General features: G+C 59.9%; 19 protein-coding genes and 1 pseudogene. 14 read left to right on the forward strand and 6 right to left on the reverse strand.

The genetic code is table 11. The features are described from left to right. Positions 1–15: 15 nt before the first annotated feature. A pseudogene (locus tag ACN6NG_RS16765) lies at positions 16–1334 on the reverse strand (cation:proton antiporter). A gap of 188 nt (positions 1335–1522) precedes the next feature. On the opposite strand from ACN6NG_RS16765, the gene ACN6NG_RS16770 reads away from it, so the two are divergent. Next, positions 1523–1939, forward strand: coding sequence for a low affinity iron permease family protein (locus tag ACN6NG_RS16770; RefSeq protein ID WP_210015131.1), 417 nt, complete (start codon positions 1523–1525; stop codon positions 1937–1939). Between the two features lie 65 nt (positions 1940–2004). On the opposite strand, the gene ACN6NG_RS16775 is transcribed toward ACN6NG_RS16770, so the two are convergent. The 3 genes from ACN6NG_RS16775 to ACN6NG_RS16785 all read right to left on the reverse strand — a co-directional run bounded on the left by ACN6NG_RS16775 (position 2005) and on the right by ACN6NG_RS16785 (position 3193). Then, positions 2005–2229: a DUF2188 domain-containing protein gene (locus tag ACN6NG_RS16775; RefSeq protein WP_210015130.1), complete on the reverse strand. Its 225-nt coding sequence runs from the start codon at positions 2227–2229 to the stop codon at positions 2005–2007. 16 nt (positions 2230–2245) lie between these two features. Then, entirely contained in the window at positions 2246–2404 is a 159-nt protein-coding gene (locus ACN6NG_RS16780) for a hypothetical protein (protein ID WP_016486362.1), read from the reverse strand. Positions 2405–2668: 264 nt separating this feature from the next. Next, positions 2669–3193: a hypothetical protein gene (locus ACN6NG_RS16785; RefSeq protein ID WP_210015129.1), complete on the reverse strand. Its 525-nt coding sequence runs from the start codon at positions 3191–3193 to the stop codon at positions 2669–2671. 196 nt (positions 3194–3389) lie between these two features. Here ACN6NG_RS16785 and ACN6NG_RS16790 point away from each other — a divergent pair, with 196 nt between their 5' ends. From ACN6NG_RS16790 to ACN6NG_RS16810, 5 genes are all read left to right on the forward strand, one after another. Further along, the gene (locus ACN6NG_RS16790; RefSeq protein WP_210015128.1) at positions 3390–4247 is read left to right on the forward strand and encodes an SDR family oxidoreductase; all 858 of its coding nucleotides are present in this window, start codon (positions 3390–3392) and stop codon (positions 4245–4247) included. Between the two features lie 367 nt (positions 4248–4614). Then, positions 4615–5118 carry a CinA family protein gene (locus ACN6NG_RS16795; protein WP_054888265.1) on the forward strand — a complete coding sequence of 168 codons (504 nt, stop codon included), beginning with the start codon at positions 4615–4617 and terminating at the stop codon, positions 5116–5118. Between the two features lie 65 nt (positions 5119–5183). Further along, a complete protein-coding gene (locus tag ACN6NG_RS16800; RefSeq protein ID WP_016486357.1) occupies positions 5184–5636 on the forward strand; it encodes a hypothetical protein in 453 nt (150 codons plus the stop codon). Positions 5637–5645: 9 nt separating this feature from the next. Next, the gene (locus ACN6NG_RS16805; RefSeq protein ID WP_054888264.1) at positions 5646–6089 is read left to right on the forward strand and encodes a DUF421 domain-containing protein; all 444 of its coding nucleotides are present in this window, start codon (positions 5646–5648) and stop codon (positions 6087–6089) included. A gap of 180 nt (positions 6090–6269) precedes the next feature. Next, complete coding sequence (locus ACN6NG_RS16810) at positions 6270–8024, forward strand: glycoside hydrolase family 15 protein (protein WP_024717778.1); 1755 nt, start codon at positions 6270–6272, stop codon at positions 8022–8024. A gap of 181 nt (positions 8025–8205) precedes the next feature. On the opposite strand, the gene ACN6NG_RS16815 is transcribed toward ACN6NG_RS16810, so the two are convergent. Beyond that, positions 8206–9345 carry a glutathione-independent formaldehyde dehydrogenase gene (locus tag ACN6NG_RS16815; RefSeq protein WP_016486354.1) on the reverse strand — a complete coding sequence of 380 codons (1140 nt, stop codon included), beginning with the start codon at positions 9343–9345 and terminating at the stop codon, positions 8206–8208. 383 nt (positions 9346–9728) lie between these two features. Here ACN6NG_RS16815 and ACN6NG_RS16820 point away from each other — a divergent pair, with 383 nt between their 5' ends. From ACN6NG_RS16820 to ACN6NG_RS16830, 3 genes are all read left to right on the forward strand, one after another. Next, positions 9729–10670, forward strand: a complete 942-nt coding sequence (locus ACN6NG_RS16820; protein ID WP_210015127.1) for a chromate resistance protein ChrB domain-containing protein — start codon at positions 9729–9731, stop codon at positions 10668–10670. Continuing rightward, positions 10663–12033 (forward strand): chromate efflux transporter, encoded by a 1371-nt coding sequence (gene chrA / locus ACN6NG_RS16825; RefSeq protein WP_016486352.1) that lies wholly within the window; start codon positions 10663–10665, stop codon positions 12031–12033. The genes ACN6NG_RS16820 and chrA overlap by 8 nt, the downstream gene beginning before the upstream one ends. Before the next feature lie 140 nt (positions 12034–12173). Further along, positions 12174–14723, forward strand: coding sequence for a bifunctional diguanylate cyclase/phosphodiesterase (locus tag ACN6NG_RS16830; protein ID WP_054888262.1), 2550 nt, complete (start codon positions 12174–12176; stop codon positions 14721–14723). Here the strand turns inward: ACN6NG_RS16830 and ACN6NG_RS16835 are convergent. Continuing rightward, the gene (locus ACN6NG_RS16835; protein ID WP_080641019.1) at positions 14712–15041 is read right to left on the reverse strand and encodes a hypothetical protein; all 330 of its coding nucleotides are present in this window, start codon (positions 15039–15041) and stop codon (positions 14712–14714) included. The two genes, ACN6NG_RS16830 and ACN6NG_RS16835, sit on opposite strands and share 12 nt — an antisense overlap. Before the next feature lie 629 nt (positions 15042–15670). Here ACN6NG_RS16835 and ACN6NG_RS16840 point away from each other — a divergent pair. The 5 genes from ACN6NG_RS16840 (at position 15671) to ACN6NG_RS16860 (ending at position 21832) form a co-directional block, all read left to right on the forward strand. Next, positions 15671–16051, forward strand: coding sequence for a hypothetical protein (locus tag ACN6NG_RS16840; protein WP_016486350.1), 381 nt, complete (start codon positions 15671–15673; stop codon positions 16049–16051). 174 nt (positions 16052–16225) lie between these two features. After that, entirely contained in the window at positions 16226–18013 is a 1788-nt protein-coding gene (locus tag ACN6NG_RS16845; protein WP_016486349.1) for a thiamine pyrophosphate-requiring protein, read from the forward strand. A 98-nt stretch (positions 18014–18111) separates the two neighbouring features. After that, entirely contained in the window at positions 18112–18639 is a 528-nt protein-coding gene (locus ACN6NG_RS16850) for a (2Fe-2S)-binding protein (protein ID WP_016486348.1), read from the forward strand. Beyond that, complete coding sequence (locus tag ACN6NG_RS16855; RefSeq protein ID WP_210015126.1) at positions 18636–19637, forward strand: FAD binding domain-containing protein; 1002 nt, start codon at positions 18636–18638, stop codon at positions 19635–19637. The genes ACN6NG_RS16850 and ACN6NG_RS16855 overlap by 4 nt, the downstream gene beginning before the upstream one ends. Further along, positions 19634–21832: a xanthine dehydrogenase family protein molybdopterin-binding subunit gene (locus ACN6NG_RS16860; RefSeq protein WP_210015125.1), complete on the forward strand. Its 2199-nt coding sequence runs from the start codon at positions 19634–19636 to the stop codon at positions 21830–21832. Before ACN6NG_RS16855 ends, ACN6NG_RS16860 begins: the two co-directional genes overlap by 4 nt. The last annotated feature ends 44 nt before the right edge of the window (positions 21833–21876 follow it).

The following is a 21876-nucleotide window of genomic DNA, read 5'->3' on the forward strand; positions in this document are numbered from 1 at the left end:
TCTGTTGAACAGCCATCAGGAAACCCTCTCCTTCCACGCTTCGTATCTGGCAAGGAGCGGCTGGACACTCAACCCATGCAGCAGAATGCTCAACGCCACCACTGACACACCAGGTTGATGCTCTGCTCGGCCAAGGTGGGAAGCAGCCCATGATTGAGGGCATAGAACAAGTAATAGAAGCTGCCGATACCTCGAATGCCAAACCACCCTAAAAGCCCGCGCTGGCGGATATCCAGCATTCCTCGAGCCGGGAACAGCAGGATGCTGATGGGGCGAATGACAAAAAACAAAGCGCTGGCAACCAGCACTGCCCGCCAGTCCCAATGCTCAATGAGCACTACCCCGAGCAGGGTCACCAGAAACACTTCCATTGCCCGTTCGATCATGCTTCCGAACGCCAGCATGTCACCCAACATGATCCCCGCTGCTACCTGCGAGTCGTCGAGCCCTTTCACATCGCCTTTGACGGCTAGCTCCGGCGCCACGTGCTGGTGACCAACCACAGGCTGTACCAGATGTTCAGCAGCCGGCCCTTCTGGGCTATTGGCGGTCTTGACCTCCGCCTGCCGTAAACCGAGGCCCGCAGCGAACACCGCGAGGAACCCATAGGCCTGTATCGACTCGGCGCTCACGTACGTCAACGCAATCAGGGCAAGGGCCAGATAGTCATTGGGCGAGACAGTGCTGTCGTCGTTGCGCAGACGCAAGAACAGCGTGAGTTTGCCCAGGCCGCGCCCCATCCAGTAGCCAAGCAAGAGGCCTGCGGTTACTGCCCACAGCATGTCCTTGAGCAACCAGTCACTGAACCAAGGCTGGCCATTGTCCAGTTGCAGGAACAGTCCAAGCATGACGAAGGGAAACGCCACGCCGTCGTTGAGCCCTGCCTCACCCGACAAGCTGAAGCGGACAAGATCATCGTCCTGGGCATCAACCACCTGCACCAGGGTTGCGAGCACGGGGTCAGTGGGTGCGAGTATCGCCCCGATCAATAGCGAGACTCCCCACCCCAAGCTGAGGCCGTAATGCAGCACCAGCGTTACCCCACCGATGCAGATCAACATCACCGGCCCCGCTAGAAAAAAGGCGCTGCACCAACGGCGGTTGTGCAAGGGCAGGCGCAATTTCAAGCCACTGAAGAACAGCGAGAACAACACCGCGACCTCTGTGAGGTGCTCCATCCACCCGCTCGACTTGCTCAAGTCCAGTTGAAGAAAACCCAGCCCCGATGTACCCAGCCCGATACCCAGGGCAAGGCACACTACGGATGAGGTCACAGGGATCCAGCGCAAATAGGAGGATGAGAGTGCGAGCAGCAGCAAGACTGCGCCCAGCATGGCGAACCAGACGATGAAGGTCCTGTGCGCAGAAGCCTTGGGAAGATTTCGAGTATTTTTTTGACGTTCCAGGACGCCACGTCGTTCCGCTGCGCTTAGTGGTTAACCCGATACCTGGGGTAAATGTAAAAAAAGATTTCAGCGCGCCGCTGCGGTCAAACCCTATAGATCGCAATGGAGATGACGTCATGAAATTCGCCCAGTTCTGCCAATGGCTCGCCAACCACGCCGGTAAGCCGAGCACCTTTTTGATCGCCGTGGTGTTGATTGCCATGTGGGCTGCCTCTGGGCCCTGGTTTCACTACAACGATACCTGGCAACTGATCGTCAACACGTCGACCACCATCATCACATTCCTGATGGTTTTCCTGATTCAGAACACCCAGAACCGGGATAACGACATCATCCACGTGAAGCTCGACGAACTGATCCGCGCTACAAAATCTGCGGAGCAGTCAGTATTGGATCTCGAAGCGCTCGATAACCGGGAAATCCATCAACTTCGTAAGGCGTATCAGGCGATGGGCAGCGAATGCGCTCCTCACCACCAGGCTCCTCGTGAGAAGCGTGATGATGAAGCTGCTCGAGATAACCAGCAGCGCTAGCCACCATCTAAACACGCCCTGGGCATCTGTGACCTCAATGCCGAGGTCACAGGCAGTTATAGTCTTCAACCTTTGCTACGGCGCGGGTCAGCTGAACGTGGGTAGGTGCGTTCCTCCTCGAGCGTGCCGTCCGCCTTGTGAATCTTCACGGACGCCGCCTTGCCCTCGAAGAAATCTGCCAGGACACTGACGAGCTCCTGCTTCGTGGCGGCTCGTTTCGAGGCTCGCTCAGCACCGGCTTTCTTCAATTCCCAGCCATCCGAAGTCGGGCTGAGGTGATAATTGTCCATCGGCTGGTTCTCCTCTCTAAAGGGATTGGCCATCGTCCTGAATGTCTTCTTCAGCCTCCGCTGCATCCGTGGCATCAGCGTCATTCAGTGGCGGCGACGTGGGCTTTTCCGGATCGTTGATGAAGGGTACGTCGCTTGGGCCTTTCTCTTCAGAGCCTTCGGTTTTAGGCTGCATGGCAACACCTCCAGCACGTTGATGGAATGCAGGTCTCAGGCCCCTTAGGTAGCACCGACCACCAGAATTCCCTCCCTGGTCATGCGTTATTGAGCAAACCAGGGAACAAATAATTCCATCGAAATGGCAGGTGGTAAGCCACTGCGTATAGACGGCGCGCCGGGGCTATTCGTCCTGCCCGCCACGGCCCACGGGCATTGAGGAGCTCGGTCAGTAATCCCTCAGTCTTCAAAACGTTACCTCCATGTTTTCACGCAAACGTGTTCAGGCCAGCTGGATGTATACCGAGTAGCTACCCAATAGCACCCAGAACACCAGAAAGATCCACGGCGTCCGTAGCGAGAACAGCAATGACTTTCGATGCCCGGCACGCGAGGTTTCCGCCTCGCAGAACAGCGGCGATTCGTCGTAAGCCCGTCCCATCAATGGCTCGCTGCGCAGCAAATGACTTTGTTTGAGCTGCCAGTGATCGATGATGTTGTACGCCGCGCGGATGCCAGGCCAGGCGTTGAGCGCGCTCAATACCCCGAGCAAGGCAAGGAACGCCGGTACGATCAGGGTGAACATCTCGCCCCATCCTTGATTGAGGTTGCCCATGGAGGAGACGAAGGCGATGACCAGGAATGACTGCGCCGCCAGGTAGGCGTCCGTGCGGTTGGCGAGGATGCTGGTTTCGTACTGGATTTCCCGCCGGTAAAAATCCAGACGCTCCTTGGGAGAGCCAAACATCCTGGCATTGTGTTCGCTGATCTCGTGCTCAGGGGTCGTAGGGGTAATGATTCGAGGCACTCGCTGCTCCGGGAGTAGGGCTCCGAGCTACGGGATGAGCCTGGAGCTGAATTCGGTAGAACAGGCGATGGGGCATGGAATTCAATTGAATTGATAGCCCGCACCGCTCGTCGTACCAACCGCAGATTGAAACCAACACGCGGAGGCGGGGCCTTTCGAACCGGTATGAACGTTCTCAACTGCAGGAGCTTCTACCATGCGAGACTTCCCTACCCCGCCCTTCCCTTCGCAGCCTCAAGATGTTCCCGGCTCACAGCGCAAGATGGAGCCTTACCCGGATTGTGGTGAGCAGTCGTATACCGGCCACAATCGACTCGAAGGCAAGATTGCACTCATCACCGGAGCCGACAGCGGCATCGGGCGGGCAGTAGCGATTGCCTACGCCCGTGAAGGAGCCGACGTCGCCATCGCTTATCTGAATGAGCATGACGACGCGCAAGAAACCGCACGCTGCGTCGAGGCCGCAGGCCGTCAATGCCTTCTGTTGCCCGGAGACCTGGCGCATAAACAGCACTGCTACGACATCGTTGAAAAGACCGTCAGCCAGTTCGGGCGTATCGACATCCTGGTCAACAACGCGGCGTTCCAGATGTCCCACGAGACCCTGGAGGAAATTGACGATGACGAATGGGTCAAGACCTTCGATACCAACATCACCGCCATCTTCCGTATTTGCCAGGCGGCACTGCCTTCCATGCCCAAGGGCAGTTCGATCATCAACACGAGCTCGGTCAATTCCGACGATCCATCCCCCAGCCTGCTTGCCTATGCCACGACCAAGGGGGCCATTGCCAACTTCACTGCGGGCCTTGCTCAGCTGCTAGGCAAGAAAGGTATTCGGGTCAACAGCGTCGCGCCAGGCCCTATCTGGACGCCTTTGATTCCGGCCACCATGCCGGACGAGGCCGTCAAGAACTTTGGTTCCAGCTACCCGATGGGGCGCCCCGGTCAACCGGTGGAGGTCGCGCCGATCTACGTGCTGCTGGGCTCCGACGAGGCCAGTTACATCAGTGGCTCACGTTACGCAGTGACGGGTGGCAAACCGATCCTCTAGCCAAAAGAGGCTCGCCGTGCTGGCGAGCCTCACCCCCTTTAGCGTGGCAGTTTCAGCGTTTGTGCTGATCGTGATCACGGGCCGTTTTTTGCGCTGTCGAGTCATGGGATGTGCCGGTGGACCCATCCGGACGATGGGCATCGTTATCTCGCTCCTCTTCGCCGGGCGGCCTCGTCTGCGCGGCGTCCTCTTGCCTGTTGCTCTGTTTCTTCATCTTGCGCTCCCGTCCTTTGCCTTTGAACAAGGGAAGCCAAAGCACGGGCAAAGTTCATGTCAGGTTCACTTCTCGAGATAGCCGGGCAGTAGATGAGATGAACCAAACACACCAGGATCGCGTCCACCGCAAAACAAGCGAGTCGACGCTGGAATGGAAAACGACCCTGTACTGGCCACCCTCGGCTATCTCAAAAACAACAAACTGGTTCTGAGCACAGCAGAATCATGCACTGCAGGCTGCCTTGTGGCGTTGTTGGCGGCGATACCGGGTACCGGAGAGGTGCTGGAAAGCGGCTATGTCGTCTACTCGCCCAGCGCCAAGAAACGCCTGCTGGGGGTCAGCGCCGAAACCATCGAGCGATACGGCCTGACCAGCGAAGCAGTAGCCCGGGAAATGGCCTTGGGCGCCTTGCGAGACAGCGATGCCAATGTGGTGATCGCCACCACCGGGGTAGCCGGGCCGGCGCCCGAGTCCGGGATACCACCGGGGACGATGTGCTTTGCGTGGGCTTTTGCCGGCGACCCCGTTGCCGTTTTCACGCGCACTCAACGTTTCTTCGGCGAGCGGTCTGAGGTCATGCGCCAAGGCGCGCTGTTCGGGTTGACCCGGCTTTCCCACTATCACCAGCGCTGGTTACGCGGCGAGCGCGCCTGAGGGCTGTGATCATGTCGGAAGATGAACTGCTATCCAGGCGTCATCCTGTTCAAGAAGACATGCCGATGCAGCAGCGTGTCTGGCGCTTCGAGCGCGTGGGATGGTATGTGCTTGTGGCCATCGTACTGCTTGCCTTGGCAGGCCTGTTCGGTAATGGCCCGTTGAGCGATGCCGAGGTGGTCAGCCAGGATGGCCGGGTACGGGTTGAGTATCAACGCCTCAGCCGAAGCGGCACGACAGACAGCCTTTTCATCACCGTTCAGGGTATTCCTGGTCAGCCGGTGGAGCTGCAACTCGAGGGATCATTGCTCCGTGACGCCAGCATCGAGACGTTACAACCGGAGCCGCAACGTTCGATGTCGCATGGCCAGGCCATGCTGTTCCAGCTGGGTACCAAGCACGATGGGGTCGCCACCCTGTACCTGACCCTACGAAGTGAGCACGTGGGGACTCTGGAGTGCAGCGTCAAGGCTGGCCCTGAAAGCGCCGTTCACTTCTCCACATTCCTTTACCCCTAGGAGTGCGTCATGGACTCGATCCTCCGCGCAGCCGGAATGTACGTCGCCCTCATGCTGCTGTTTCGCGTGGCCGGGCGGCGCTCGCTGGCCGATTTGACGACCTTCGACTTCGTGTTGTTGCTGATCATCGGGGAAGCCACCCAGCAGGCGCTTCTGGGTGACGATTTTTCATTCACCAATGCCATGCTGGTGATTGCCACGCTGATCGTTCTGGACGTCGGCCTTTCACTCGCGAAGCTGAACTCCAGGCCCTTGGCCAGGTTTCTGGATGGGCACGCTACCTTGGTTGTCGAGAATGGGCGCTTTCTGCATCACCGCATGCGTCGGGCACGCCTCACGGAGGACGATATCCTTGAATCAGCGCGGGACAGCCAAGGCATCGAGAGGATTGAGCAGGTGAAGTTCGCTATCGTCGAACGCAACGGAAAGATTTCGATCATTCCTGCCGAGTAAGGCACGGGGCCGCTCCTCGCTCATCCCGAATTGCCCCCGATTGCTCAGTACTCAATTCAGACGAACCAGACGCCAGGTAGCCATGTCGGAAGCAGAACACATGATCTGGTAGGCATACCGATGGAAAGAGAACCGGCAGAAGTCCAACAGGGCAAACCTCAGCGAGATGAGGGTGGATGGTTGCCCCTGGAGCAGTATGGTGCGCTCGGGGATGGACGTTCCGTGGCACTGATTGGACTGGACGGTTCCATCGACTGGTGGTGTGTGCCGCACATGGATTCACCCCCCCTGTTCGACAAGTTGCTGGCCCCTCAGACTGGAGGCTTCTTTGCCATCACCCCTAGCGAGCCATTCGTTGCTGAGCGCCGCTACCTGGCAGACAGCAACGTCCTTGAGACAATTTTCATTACCCGTCAGGGTCGTGCCCGGCTGACGGAATCCTTGAACAGTGGCCCTGCTGGACGCCTGCCTTGGGCCGAACTTGCCAGACGCATCGAAGGTATCGAGGGTAAAGTCGATTTCGTGATAGCTATCGACTTCGGAACCCAGGCCGACACGGTAAGCCCCTACGTGGCGCCGAATGACAATGCCTGCGTTTTTCATGCGGGCCGAATACTCGGCATGTTCCTGCACGACCATCATGTGCACATCGAACGCAAAGACGACATGGGCGTCCGTGCTGTCCTTAGCCTTGCAGCAGGACAACGCTCAGTGGTCGCAATCATCGCAGGACGAGATGAGCCCTTGGTGGTACCCCCATTGGCCCTGATCGATGAACGCATCGACGGCTCGCATCGGGAGTGGTGCCAATGGTCGAAGGGGTTGGTCTATGACGGCCCGTACCAGACCCAAGTAGTCCGCAATACGCTGGCCCTCAAGCTTCTGCTGTCCTCTCCAAGTGGGTCGATCATGGCGGCAGCGACCTCATCCCTTCCCGAACGGATTGGCGGCAGCAAGAACTACGATTACCGCTTCGCCTGGATACGCGATGCCGGCTACACCATCGAAGCGTTTCTGGGTATCGGCGCGCAGCCGGAAGCCAAAGCTGCGTTCACTTGGCTACTGCGCCGGTTGGATGAACATGGGCCACGGGTGTTTTATACCCTGGACGGTGCTATCGGTGATTGCGTGCGCCCCGTCGATCTGCCTGGCTACAAGAACTCCCCGCCAGTCGTCGGCAATGATGCCCGCGACCAACTCCAACACGGCGTCTTCGGCGATATCTTCGAAACAGCGCGCTGCTTCATCGACAGCGGCAACATTCTTGATTCTCCGAGCGCAATGCTCCTCTCAGACCTTGCCGACCAATGCGCCGACTGTTGGCGTCAGCAGGACGCCGGTATCTGGGAGTTACCGGAAAAGCAGCACTACACGATGTCCAAGATCAGTTGCTGGCAAGCCTTGAGCCGGGCCATCGAACTGGCAGATGGTGGCCACCTTCCCACCACCTGCCGGGAACGCTGGGATCGCGAGCGGCAGCGCATCCAGGCATGGATCGAGGCGCACTGCTGGAGCGAAGAACGCCAGGCGTACCTGTTCTATCCAGACAGCGACCGACTTGACGCTTCACTGGCACTGGCTGTCAGGTTCGGTTACCCCAGTAAAGAACGTATGGGCAGCACACTGGAAGCCATTGATCATGATCTTAGGGCCGGAGCTTTCCATTATCGCTACACCGATGCAGAGGAAGAGGAAGGTTGCTTCCTGGCCTGCACATTCTGGTTGATCGAAGCCTGGGCCATTCTGGGTAACCAGGATCGCGCCGTAGCCGCCTATGCAGATGCTTTGAAAGGGCTATCACACGGGGTAGGCATCTACTCGGAGATGATCGATGCGCAGACTGGGCAATATCTGGGCAACCTTCCGCAGGGCCTGACTCACCTGGCAGCCCTCAAGGCTGCAATGGCTATCGGGGGCTGCCATCCTGAACGATGACGCCAGACATCATCTGCGTTGAACCGTCTCGCTTGCGCCATGAATCTGCGAGGATGGCGGAAGAACACACAACTGGAAATTGCCGGGTGATAACGCACTGACAAGCCGGTGAGGGTTGCTTCTAATACATGCAGGTTGCCCTTCTCACCAAACTTCCGTCCTTGGAAGCAGTGAGAGCGGATCACGCCGCAGGCTTGAGCACCACTTTCGTCCAGCCATCATCCCGCGCATCGAAGTGCTTGTAGGCATCTGGGCCTTCAGCAAGCTTCAAACGATGAGAGATAATCTGGGAAGGCTTGGCACGCCCATGCTGGATGAGCTCTGCAAGACGACGGTTGTAGGCCTTCACGTTCGCCTGACCTGTGCGGATCTGCTGGCCCTTGAACCAGAACGCACCGAAATCGAAGGCCATCTTGCCCTCTTTCGCCAAGTCGTTCTTCGCACCAGGGTCTTCAGGCACGAACACGCCTACTACGCCAATGCCACCGGTAGCCTTGGTGGAAGCGACCAGGTTGTTCATGGTGAGGTAGTTCGCTTCATGGCCATGCTTGTCGCAGCACTGGTAGCCCACGCACTCACAGCCCCGGTCGGTGCCTTTGCCGTGGGTAAGGTTCATGATCTCTTCGACTGCTTTTTGCTCGACTGCATTGATTGGGGTTGCCCCCAGCTGCGCGGCAAGTTGCAGCCGATCCGGTTGGTTGTCGATGACGAACACCTGAGACGCGCCTTTGATGATTGCCGAATGGGCCGCCATCAGGCCGACAGGCCCCGCGCCGTAAATCGCAATGCTCTCACCCGGAAGCAGGCCGGCCAGTTCTGTTGCATGCCAACCGGTGGGAAAAATATCCGAGAGCATGACGTAGTCGTCTTCACGCTCCTGGGCGTCCTCCGGCAGTATCAAGCAGTTGAAGTCCGCATAAGGCACACGCAGCAGCTCAGCCTGCCCGCCCTGATAAGGGCCCATGTCGGCAAAACCGTAAGCGGCGCCCGCAGCACCAGGGTTCGCTGTAAGGCAAAACCCAGTGAGGCCTTTTTCACAGTTCTCACAGAACCCACAGCCGATATTGAAAGGTAGGCAGACCCGATCACCGACCTTGACCCGGTCGACCCCTGCCCCAACCTCGATGACCTCACCGAGATTTTCGTGGCCAAACACTCTCCCGGCTTCAAATGAGGTGCGGCCTTCGTACATGTGCAAATCAGAACCGCAGATGTTGGTCGTCGTGATGCGTACCAGCACATCCGTAGGCTTTTCGATTTTTGCGTCCGGCACATCCTTGACCGCTACGTCACGTGGGCCGTTGTACACGATTGCTTTCATGTTGAACTCCCTGAAAGTGAGGGGCGACAGAAAAGTTGCCCTACCCTGTTCAGGCGTTCACTCAGGTTTGAGTGTTCAATGCGTCACGTCTTGAGCCGGATCAGTGGCGCTAATCAACGTTGCTACGGGCGTTGCAAACACGCTTAGACTGTCAAGCCCAGAGGCAGGACAGCCTCGCAACCTCACCCCACGCCGGTCGGGCCATCGAGAACTTGCCTCACCCTGCGCGCAAGCAATGAACACGTGCGGGCGCTTGCGGCCGATGAGCGCGTCACGCGCATTCATGAAGATATTGACCAACGCCACTTCCGCCTGTGTTGGATTGCTTTTCTGTGGGTCTTGCATAATGTAAATAGATAAACATTTTATGTTGAGATCTCTACATGCTTGATTGGTCGCTTTTGATCCTTGGTTTGCCCACGGCGAACGCTACCGAGCGAATGCGCGCTTGGAGAACCCTGAAGGCCTCTGGTGCGGCAGTTTTACGGGATGGCGTATACCTGCTGCCTGAAAAAAGCGTGGGCCGTGAAGCGTTTCAAGCCGTGCAGCGAGATGTGCTGGCCATCAACGGCACGGCATTTCTGCTGTCGCTGTCTGAGCGCGAGGAGCGTTTCAGCGGGCTATTCGACAGAAGCGATGAGTACGAAAAGCTGCTGGAGGAAATTGCAGGCTGGCGGGCTGACCTGTCCCCGGATAATGCACTGCAGATAGCCCGGCAGGTGCGCAAGCTCAGGAAGGCTTTCGGCCAGTTGGCGGCGATCGACTTCTTCCCAGGCGTGCTCAAGGCACAAGCCGATTTGGCCCTGCAGGCGCTTGAGACCTCGATTAGCCGTGCACTGTCCCCCGATGAGCCGAGGGCACACGATGAGGCCATCAGCCAGCTGGAACGCAGCGAATACCAAGGTCGCCGATGGGCAACGCGAAAGCGCCCATGGGTAGACCGGTTGGCATGTGCCTGGCTGATCCGTCGCTTCATCGATCCCGACGCCCGATTCATTTGGCTGGACAGTCCAGGTGACTGCCCAAGCGATGCGCTCGGCTTCGATTTTGATGGGGCCATGTTCAGCCACGTCGGCCACCGTGTTTCCTTCGAAACCCTCATTGAGAGCTTTGCCGTTCAGCAGCCAGGCTTGGCACGCCTGGCAGGTGTTATCCACTACCTGGATGTTGGGGGATACCAACCTTCCGAAGCACCCGGTATCGAGCGTGTCCTCGCCGGCCTGAGAGAGAGCATTGGCGATGACGATCAACTGATGATGGTCGCCGGAGGCATCTTTGATGGCCTGCTGACGGCTTTCGCGATTGAGGAAACCCCAAATGGCTGAGACCACCTCTGCAGTGAGCAAGCAGCCGCCATCGCAAGCGACTCTGCAGCCGATTAGCCTCTATGAAGCCTTCCTGTTCTGGCTCAAATTGGGCTTCATCAGTTTTGGCGGGCCCGCCGGGCAGATCTCGATCATGCACCAGGAGCTGGTTGAGCGCCGGCGGTGGATCAGCGAGAAGCGGTTTCTGCACGCGCTGAACTACTGCATGTTGCTGCCTGGCCCTGAAGCTCAGCAGCTGGCCACTTACATCGGCTGGCTGATGCACCGCACATGGGGCGGGGTAATTGCCGGCGCGTTGTTCGTGCTACCTTCGCTGTTCATCCTGATCGGTTTGTCGTGGGTCTACGTCGCTTTTGGCGAAGTACCGGTAGTCGCAGGGATTTTCTATGGCATCAAGCCGGCGGTGACGGCGATTGTCCTCCACGCAGCCCACCGGATTGGCTCGCGAGCCCTGAAGAATGCTTGGCTGTGGGCCATGGCCGGCGCCTCGTTCGTGGCGATCTTCGCCCTCAACGTGCCGTTCCCGCTGATCGTGCTGGTGGCTGCCATCATCGGCTACGTGGGTGGTCGCTTCGCCCCAGGCAAATTCGTGATCGGTGGCGGTCATGGGGGCGCGAAGAACAGCTATGGCCCTGCCCTGATCGATGACGATACCCCAACACCCGAACATGCCCGTTTCAGCTTGAGGCATCTGGTATGCCTGCTGCTGATAGGTGCTGGGCTCTGGGTCCTGCCCCTGGGACTTCTGTCACTGTCGTTTGGCTGGGACGGCACCCTGACGCAGATGGGCTGGTTCTTCACGAAGGCCGCACTGATGACTTTTGGCGGTGCATATGCGGTATTGCCCTATGTCTACCAAGGCGCTGTAGGGCACTACGGGTGGCTGACACCCACCCAGATGATCGATGGTCTCGCCTTGGGAGAAACCACACCGGGGCCACTGATCATGGTGGTCGCCTTCGTCGGCTTCGTCGGTGGCTACGTCAATCCGATGTTCGGGAGCGAACACCCATTCCTTGCTGGCGCCGTCGCGGCGAGCCTCGTCACCTGGTTCACCTTTTTGCCGTCTTTCTTGTTCATTCTCATCGGTGGGCCATTGGTAGAGTCGACCCACAACGCGATCAAATTTACCGCACCGCTGACAGGGATCACGGCCGCAGTAGTGGGCGTGATCCTGAACCTCGCCCTGTTCTTCGGCTACCACGTGCTCTGGCCGAAAGGCTTTGGTGGAGCGCTTGACTGGCCATGCGCGGCTATTGCGGCTGCAGCTGCGATTGCTTTGTTCCGCTTCAAGCGGGGCGTGATCGAAGTGCTGTTCGCTTGCGCCCTGGCCGGCCTGGCAGTTCACCTGTGGCGGGCATGAAACCAGTGGATGTGCCAAGCAATGCTGCCAGTGTCGGTCGATCAACCACGCCTTTCGCCCACCACCGGTCGTCAGCGCCATTGACCTCCAAGCCGGCTCCCCGGTCAACCCTTGGAGACCTCGACCGCGACGGTGAACCAATGGACGTGCTTGCTGACAATGAAATGTCGACCCGTAGTCATGTGGTGGGGCAACTCATCCTGGTGTTCTCCCTGATCTTGTTGTTAGCCCTGTTGCTGGGGCTGTTTTCCCTCTACCGCCTCGCCGAGGCGCTCGATGTTCAACAAATGGAGCAAAGCCGTTTCCATGCTGATTCGGCCATCAACCAACTGCAGAGGAACGACAGGACGTTTCTGCTGACCCACGCCGATTGGCAGGCCGCCTACGATCACCTGGGGAGACAGGTCGACGCGCATTGGGCATACATCGAGGATAATGTAGGAGCCACGCTCTTCACCTCCGATGGGTACGAGGGGGTATACGTGCTCGATGATGACGGTACCCGGTACGCCATGCTGGAAGGTCAGCTCAGCGAGCGGGGGCTTGAGCAGCTAACCGACAGTACTGGCAAGATCTTGCACCTTGCTCGCCAAGCCGCGCAGCATGACCAGGCGACTTCGGGATACATCATGTTTCGTGGCCTGCCATCGTTGTACAGCGCTGCACTGATACGTCCACAGGCCCAACCCCACCACCTGCCGGAACCTACGGCGGTGATGGTATTCATTCGTGTTCTTTCGCCTAAGCTGCTGTGGGAACTGGGCAAGTCGGCGGGGTTGTCCGGCGTGGCTGTAAGCGATTCGACCGAGCAGCGTAAAGGGCGCGGTGCTCTTGCACTCGAAGGCATCGGTCGCGCCCTTACCTGGGATTTACCGCAGCCTGGTTCCCAATTGATCAAGACAGTCATCACGCCCCTCGCTATCGCTGTGCTCCTGATTGCGCTGACCATTGCCTTGTTTGCACGCTATGCGATGCGGGCCAGCACCAGGATCGATCGTAGCCACCGTGCGCTTGAGATCTCCAGAGCTGCCCTGCAATCGAGTGAAGAACGCTTCAAGGCCGTGGCCGAAGCCGCGTCGGACTGGATCTGGGAAACCGATGTGCTCCTGAGACTAACCTACCTGTCGGACCGGTTTAGCGAACTGACCGGGCATCCTGTCGACGTATGGCGACAGCGCCCGATTACCGAGCTGCTGTCGTGTGATACCAGCCATCTCCAGACCTGGCTTCATAGTCTGGCTGCGACAGGCTCTTCCGGTACCCTACGCTGCCAGTACCAGGATCATCTTGGCCAACAGCGTATTTGCACAATCGCTTCCCGCGCAATCGTGGATCAGAGCGTCTGTACCGGATTTCGTGGCACTTGCAGCGACATCACCGACGAAGTAGCCGCACATGCCCACATTCAGCACCTCTCCTTGCACGACGCCCTTACCGGGCTGCCGAATCGCAACAAGCTGTTCCGGTTCCTCGAACAAACCATTACCGGCACTGGCCCCCTCCAGGTAGCACTGCTGATACTGGATCTTGATAATTTCAAGCCGATCAACGACAGCCTGGGGCATCCGGCCGGCGATGCGGTGTTGCTCGAGGTGGCCGGCCGCCTAAGTCAGGTTACTCGCGAGAGTGACCTTGTCGCCCGCCTGGGAGGCGACGAGTTCATCGTCGTAGTGACACGGCCAGGGGATCACAAGGACATGGACCGATTCTGCATCCGCTTGATCGAAGCAATCAGGCGACCCATGCAAGTCGAGGGGCATAGTGTTCAAGTGGGTGTGAGTCTTGGTGTCGTGATGTCGGCCGAGTATCCCGGTACGCCAACCGATTTGATCCGCTACGCTGACGTGGCCCTTTACAGCGCCAAGCAGGCGGGCAAAAACACCTGGCGCTTTTTTTCGGCGCAACTGAATGCAGCATTGATGGACAAGCGTGTGCTGGAAAGCGAACTACGCGACGGCATACCACGTGGCGAGCTTGTGCTGCATTTCCAGCCGCGCTTCAAGGTCGACGGGGTCTCGCTCGCCTCGGCTGAGGCCCTCGTGAGGTGGCAACACCCACGCCTGGGTCTGCTGCGCCCGGATCGGTTCATCCCGCTGGCCGAAGAGTCAGACCTGATCGTGTTGCTTGGCAACTGGGTGTTGCAGGAAGCCTGCGATAAAGCCCGCGGCTGGCCGCAGGCAGTGATGGTGTCGGTAAACATGTCGCCGGCCCAGTTCAGCCGCAGCGATGTCGTTCGCGACGTCGGAGACGCATTGCGCACCACCGGCCTGCCGGCCCATCGCCTGGAACTGGAAATTACTGAAAACGTCATGCTCAACGACGTTGAAGGCGCTCTGCATACCATGCAGGCACTGAAGGAGCTAGGCGTGCGCCTGAACATGGACGACTTCGGGACCGGTTACTCCTCTCTGGGTTACCTACGTACCTACCCGTTCGACAGCATCAAGATCGACAAGCGCTTCGTCCAGCATCTGGGCAAGAGCGGCAGTGACCGTAGCGTGGTCCAGGCCATCATCAATCTTGGCAACGCAATGGGTATGACGGTAACTGCCGAAGGTGTCGAGACCGCTGAGCAACTGGCCCTCCTTAGCGATGACCAATGCCATGAAGTGCAAGGTTTCCTGCTCAGCAAACCGCTGGAAAACGAAGCGCTGATAGGGATGATGAGAGAGCAGTTATCATACCCCTGATTCAGGGTCGCTAGCCGGTACTCCAGGGGAGCGCTGGTTTTCCTTGTCATTGCCAAGGCCGGGACTGGAACCCGGACCATCAGGTTTGGGCGGGTCGTCAGGTATCTGAGCCCCTTCGTTCAGTTGAGCATCCCGGGGCATACCCAATCCACTGTTCGCACCGCCAGGATCTGGATGCTCACTGGATACTGAGTTGTTTGCATCCACGTCGTCCATCTGTTCTTCGATGGGTGACTCATCATCTGGCGGCAGTGGTACTTCAACCGCTTTGGTCCCGGGACCGAGGGATGGTTCATCTTCGTTTGCATCAATGTCCATGTCCTTTCTCCGTTCAGAGGCAGATGGTATCTGCACCTAAACGTGAGAAGCGGGCGTGGCTCACGGGTGCCCGCGGCCAGACAAGTGGCATTTGTCCATCCGTTTTGCACCTTCCGTCGCGCTGAGGGCACCCTTCGGTATACGGCAGGCCGAACACTGGGTGAACAACCAGAAACGGAGTTTCACCATGAACGCAGAAAAAACATACGCGCTGCTACTCGCAATGTGCCTGGGTTGCACGGCGCCACTTGCCCTGGCCGCCACCGACCTGAACGATCAACGCGCCCCGGGCACGCAACCGCACAGCAATGGGCACATGAACGGCCAAGGCGGTGCGACAGGCTCAGGAACACCAGCCGATGGCATGGGCACGAGTAATGGCGGTACCCATGACAATGGAACGGACAACACGGGAGGTGACGGTACCGATACTGAAACGGGCTCCGGCGGTAATGGAGGGAACGGTAGCGGTGCAGGTCCGGGGAGTGGTAGCGATGGCTCAACCGGTGGTGGATCAGGCGCAGGATCGGGCAGCTAGGTGGAATGGCCGAATGGCCGTGGATCTCCCGTCCATGGCCCGGCGTTCCGGTTTCACCATTGATCAAGCAACTCACTCAGGAGTCAATGCCATGCCACGCGGTGACAAGGACAAATATACGGACAAGCAGAAACGCAAGGCCGAGCACATTGAGCAATCGTACGAGGACAAGGGCGTGGGCAAGGACGAAGCCGAAGCGCGCGCCTGGGCCACCGTGAACAAACAATCCGGTGGCGGTGAAAAGCCGGGAGGCTCGGGCAGCAAGACGCCGTCGCGTGAGAAGAAGACCGCGCGCACGGATTCAGCCAAGCGCGCCGCCGAGTCTCGTCAGGGGCATTCACGCACCTCGCGCGCGTCGCTGGAATCGCAAAGCAAGGAAAGCCTGATGAAGGAGGCGCGCAGCAAAGATCTCAAAGGGCGTTCCACCATGAACAAGGCTCAATTGGTAGAAGCCCTGCATAAACTGGGTTGACGGGAAACTTTTGGCGCAGTGCAAGGCCCACAGCATTTTTGTGGGTTATCGGTTCACCTTCGAGCCTGTCGGCTTTTACCAGGCTCCAGCTGCCAGACCGCTGCGCATACCGTTGAAACTTTCCCGGCACGTGCCAAGTCCAGACGCCTATCGATAACTGAACGGGAGCAGGCAATGACCGGCACGGTAGGCGACTTTCTGGTGGAGCGTTTGTATCAATGGGGCGTACGGCGCATCTTCGGTTACCCCGGCGACGGCATCAATGGCGTGTTCGGCGCGCTGAGCCGGGCCAACGGCAAGATTGAATTCATTCAGGCCCGCCATGAGGAAATGGCCGCCTTCATGGCCAGCGCCCATGCCAAGTTCACCGGTGAGCTCGGTGTGTGCATGGCCACATCCGGCCCGGGCGCCTCGCACCTGCTCACCGGCCTGTACGATGCACGCATGGACCACCAGCCGGTGCTGGCCATCGTCGGTCAACAGGCCCGGGCGGCGTTGGGCGGGCATTACCAGCAAGAGCTGGACCTGCTGTCGATGTTCAAGGACGTGGCCGGTGCGTTCGTTCAGCAGGCATCGACACCGGAGCAGGTGCGCCACCTGCTTGACCGTGCAGTGCGTACGGCTGTCGGCGAACGCCGCGTCACCGCCATCATCCTGCCCAACGACCTGCAGGACCTGCCCTATGACGAACCGCCGAGGGCCCACGGTACGGTGCATTCCGGCATCGGCTACAGCAAGCCCAGGGTGTTGCCGTTCGACGAAGACCTGCAGCGCGCCGCCGAGGTGCTCAATGCCGGGCACAAGGTGGCGATACTGGTGGGTGCCGGCGCACTGCAGGCGACAGAGCAGGTCATTGCAATTGCCGAAAAACTCGGCGCCGGGGTGGCCAAAGCGCTGCTGGGCAAGGCTGTGGTGCCGGACGACCTCCCATGGGTCACCGGGTCGATCGGCCTCCTCGGCACCGAACCCAGTTATCAGCTGATGACCGAATGCGACACCTTGCTGATGATCGGCTCCGGCTTTCCCTATTCCGAATTTTTGCCCAAGGAAGGCCGGGCGCGAGGCGTGCAGATCGACCTGCAACCCGACATGCTCAGTCTGCGCTACCCGATGGAGGTCAACCTGGTCGGCGACGCCAGCGAAACATTGCGCGCACTGTTGCCATTGATTGAGCACAAGACCGACCGGCGCTGGCGCGACAAGGTGGAAACCTGGCGTACGCAGTGGGACAAGACCGTGGCCAAGCGCGCCTTGGTCAAGGCGGACCCGATCAACCCGCAACGCGTGGTCCATGAACTGTCCCCTCGCCTGCCCGACCACGCCATCATCACCAGCGACTCCGGCTCCTGTGCCAACTGGTTTGCGCGCGACCTGCAGATTCGCCAGGGTATGCAGTGTTCGCTGTCCGGCGGCCTGGCTTGCATGGGCGCCGCAGTGCCCTATGCGATTGCAGCCAAATTCGCCCATCCGCAACGGGCTGTAGTTGCGTTGGTGGGCGATGGGGCGATGCAAATGAACAACCTCGCCGAACTGATCACCGTGGCCAAATACTGGCAGCAGTGGGACAACCCGCAATGGATCTGTGCCGTGTTCAACAATGAGGACCTCAACCAGGTGACCTGGGAGCAGCGGGTGATGGAGGGCGACCCCAAGTTCGAAGCTTCGCAGTCGATCCCCGACGTGCCCTACCATCTTTTCGCCATTTCCATTGGCCTGCAAGGTATCTACGTAGATCGCGAAGAGGACGTTGCCGCTGCATGGGAGCGCGCGCTGGCTGCTGATCGGCCAGTACTGATCGAGTTCAAGACCGACCCGAACGTGCCACCCCTGCCACCCCACATCAAGCTGGAGCAGGCGAAGAAATTTGCCAGTACCTTACTAAAGGGCGACCCCGACCAGGCGGGCATCATCGTGCAGACAGCCAAGCAGGTGCTCGGCTCGGTGCTGCCTGGCAAGAAGTGATCGGCACCCCGGCGAGCCGGCTGAACGTTTGATCTGCCGGCCCGGTCGCACAACAGAGACGCAGCAGACTGCGCGAACCCTGACCGTGAGGACCTACCATGACCGCGATCGCTTCAAACGGGGCTGCAAAGCACCCCATCCGTCTGACCCTCAATGGTCAGCCCCGAACACTGCAGGTGCATCCTTGGGTCACCTTGCTTGACCTGCTGCGTGAGCAATTGGACCTGGTCGGCACCAAGAAAGGCTGCGACCACGGCCAGTGCGGCGCCTGCACGGTGCTGCGCGACGGCAAGCGCGTCAATGCCTGCCTGACCTTGGCCATCATGTGCGACGGGGCCGACCTGGTGACCATCGAAGGGCTGGCCAGTGGCGACGTCCTGCACCCCATGCAGCGCGCCTTCATTACCCACGATGCGTTCCAGTGCGGTTACTGCACCCCGGGGCAAATCTGCTCTGCGGTCGGGCTGGTTCACGAGGGACGTGCCGACACCCGCGAGGCCATTCGCGAGCACATGAGCGGCAATCTTTGCCGCTGCGGCGCCTACGGCAACATCGTCGCTGCGGTAGAAGAAGCCCTGCCGTTGATGACGGACAGCGCCCAACCACCACGAGGGCAGCACCCATGACGCCCTTCAGCTACCACAAGCCCGCCTCAGTCAGCGAAGCGGTGAACCTGGCTGACGCCTGTTCGCACTTCATCGCCGGGGGTACCAACCTGGTCGACCTGATGAAGGAAAACGTGGTGCGCCCCGAGCGCCTGATCGACATCTCCGGCCTTGGGCTGAACGGCATTCACGTTACCCCTGGCGGCGGCGTATTCATCGGTGCGCGGGTGAGCAATGCCGACCTGGCCTGGCACCCGTTGATCGAGCAGCATTATCCACTGTTGTCAGACGCGATCCTGGCGGGGGCATCGCCGCAGTTGAGGAACATGGCCAGCACCGGTGGCAACTTGCTGCAACGTACCCGCTGCTACTACTTCTACGACACCGGCACCCCCTGCAACAAGCGCGAACCGGGCAGCGGATGCCCTGCGCGTGCAGGCATGAACCGCATCCATGCCATTCTGGGTGCCAGCGATGCCTGTGTCGCGACCCATCCCTCGGACATGTGCGTGGCATTGGCAGCGCTCGAAGCCGTAGTGCACGTACAGGGGCGGTCCGGCGAACGGCAGATACCCTTCGCGGATTTCCATTGCCTGCCCGGTTACACCCCCGAGCGCGACAATCAACTGGCATTCGATGAGCTGGTGACAGGCATCGAGCTGCCGCCCCCGGTGTTCGAACGCCATTACCGTTACCTGAAAATACGCGACCGCGCTTCCTACGCGTTCGCGCTGGTGTCAGTCGCTGCAGCCTTGAACTTCGATGGCGACGTGATCCAGCAGGCGCGCCTGGCGCTGGGCGGCGTTGCCCACAAACCCTGGCGGGACCCGGCTGTGGAGCGCCTGCTGGCCGGCCAGGTGCCTTCTGAAGCGCTCTTCAACCGCGCCGCGCAAACGTTGCTGCAAGGCGCACAACCCCTGAGCCACAACGGTTTCAAGGTAACGCTCGCCCAGCGAGCAATCGTGCGGGCATTGGATGACGCGGCGCGCGGCGCCGCTAACGGGGGGGCACGGCCATGATCACAAGCACACCCGTAGTCGGCACGCCCCTGGACCGCGTGGACGGTGTGGCGAAGGTCACCGGGCAGGCCCGCTATGCGGGCGAATACCCCCAGACGGGCCTGCTGCACGGCAGCGTCGTGTCCAGTACCATCGCCCGCGGTCGGGTTCTCGGCATCGACAGCACGCAGGCCATGCGCGTGCCCGGGGTAATCGCCGTGCTCGACCATGGCCATCGTCCGCCTGTCTCCAGTTATGACGACGACTACAGCGATGCCGACTCTGCCGAGGGGGCGCCTTTTCGGCCCTTGTTCAATGATCGAGTGCTGTACAGCGGGCAACCGTTGGCATTAGTGATCGCCGAAACCCTGGAACTGGCCCGCTATGCAGGCTCGCTGATCAAAATCGACTATGCCGAGGAGGCTCACCAGACAGACCTGGGCGCATGCCAAAAATCGCATGCCGCCCCCGCCGAAACACCGGCGCCGCGTGGCGACTTCGCCGGGCAGTTTGCCGAAGCGCCGGTGCAGGTGGATGCCACGTACCTGACGGCCAACGAGTACCACAACCCGATGGAGCCCCATGCATCGACCGTGCACTACAAGGCCGACGGCACTCTGGAAATCCACGACAAGACCCAAGGCACGCAGAACTGCCAGGACTACCTGCACAAGGTGTTCGGCCTGCCCAAGGCAAACATTCGTGTGCGCGCGGCGTTCGTCGGCGGCGCCTTCGGCTCGGGCTTGCGCCCGCAGTACCAGTTGCCGCTGGCAGTGATGGCGGCGTTGCACCTGAAGCGCTCGGTGCGCGTCACACTGACCCGCCAGCAGATGTTCACCTTTGGCTACCGGCCCCGCACCGAACAATGCATGCGCCTGGGTGCAGACGCAAACGGGCGTTTGCTTGCGATCGCTCATGATGCGCTTGGCCAGACCTCCCGCTTCGAGGACTTCACCGAACACCTGGTCGAATGGAGCGGCATGCTGTACCAGTGCGATAACGTTGCGCTCAGTTACCGCCTGGCCTCGCTTGATGTGTACACCCCGCTGGACATGCGGGCGCCTGGGGCCGCGTCCGGGATGATTGCGCTGGAGTGCGCCATGGATGAGCTCGCCTGTGCTGCGCAGATCGACCCGGTAGAGCTGCGCCGCCGCAATTTTGCCGCCAACAATGCCAACGAGGGCAAGCCCTACTCCAGCAAGGAACTGCTGGCGTGCTACCAGCAAGGTGCCGAACGTTTTGGCTGGCATAACCGCACTCCCCAACCGCGCAGCATGTGCAATGGCAACCAACTGGTCGGCTGGGGGATGGCCGGCGGCGTCTGGGAAGCCATGCAGATGAAGGCCAGTGCCAAGGCGCGCATCAATGCCCAGGGCCACCTGACCGTCAGCAGTGCCACCACCGATATCGGGACCGGCACCTATACCGTCATGACTCAGATCGCCGCCGACGCAGCTGGCGTCAAAGTGCAGGATGTCACCTTCATGCTGGGTGACTCCTCACTGCCCACCGCCCCGCTTCAGGGCGGATCGTTCACGGTGTCGTCGGTGGGCTCGGCCGTGCGCCAAGCCTGCCATGTCCTGCGCACCCAGGTGCTGGAACACGCGCGCAACATATACCCCCAGGTGGCAAACACACCCCGGCAGCAGATCGTTTTCACCGAGGGCTACCTGCACGCGGGCAACCATCGCTGGGCTTTGGCGGACATCGTGGCGAGCGCCCCCAACGGTAAATTCGAAGTGCAGATCGACGCCGAGCCCGGCGCCAGGCGCCAACCGTTCTCCACCGCCACCCATTCGGCGGTATTCGTGGAAGTTCACGTCGACGAGGACCTTGGCACGATCAAGGTAGCCCGGGTGGTCAGCGCTGTGGCGGCAGGCCGTGTGATCAACCCCAAAACCGCACGCAGCCAGATCCTGGGGGGCGTGGTCTGGGGGGTGGGCATGGCGCTGCACGAAGCCGCATTGACCGACCACCGGTTGGGCCGCATCATCAATCACAACCTGGCGGAGTACCACATCCCGGTCAATGCAGACTGCGGGGATATCGAAGTGATCTTCGTTGAAGAGCACGATGACATTGTCAACGAACTGGGGTCCAAGGGCGTAGGCGAAATCGGCGTTGTCGGGGTGGCCGCTGCGGTGGCGAACGCGGTCTACCATGCCACAGGCAAGCGTATAAGGGAGTTTCCGATCACGCTCGATAAAGTGCTGTAATCGGACAGGGGCCGAGTCGCCCACCCGCTTTGGGCTATCGTCGA

This window comes from Pseudomonas sp. TSO6, assembly GCF_056098905.1.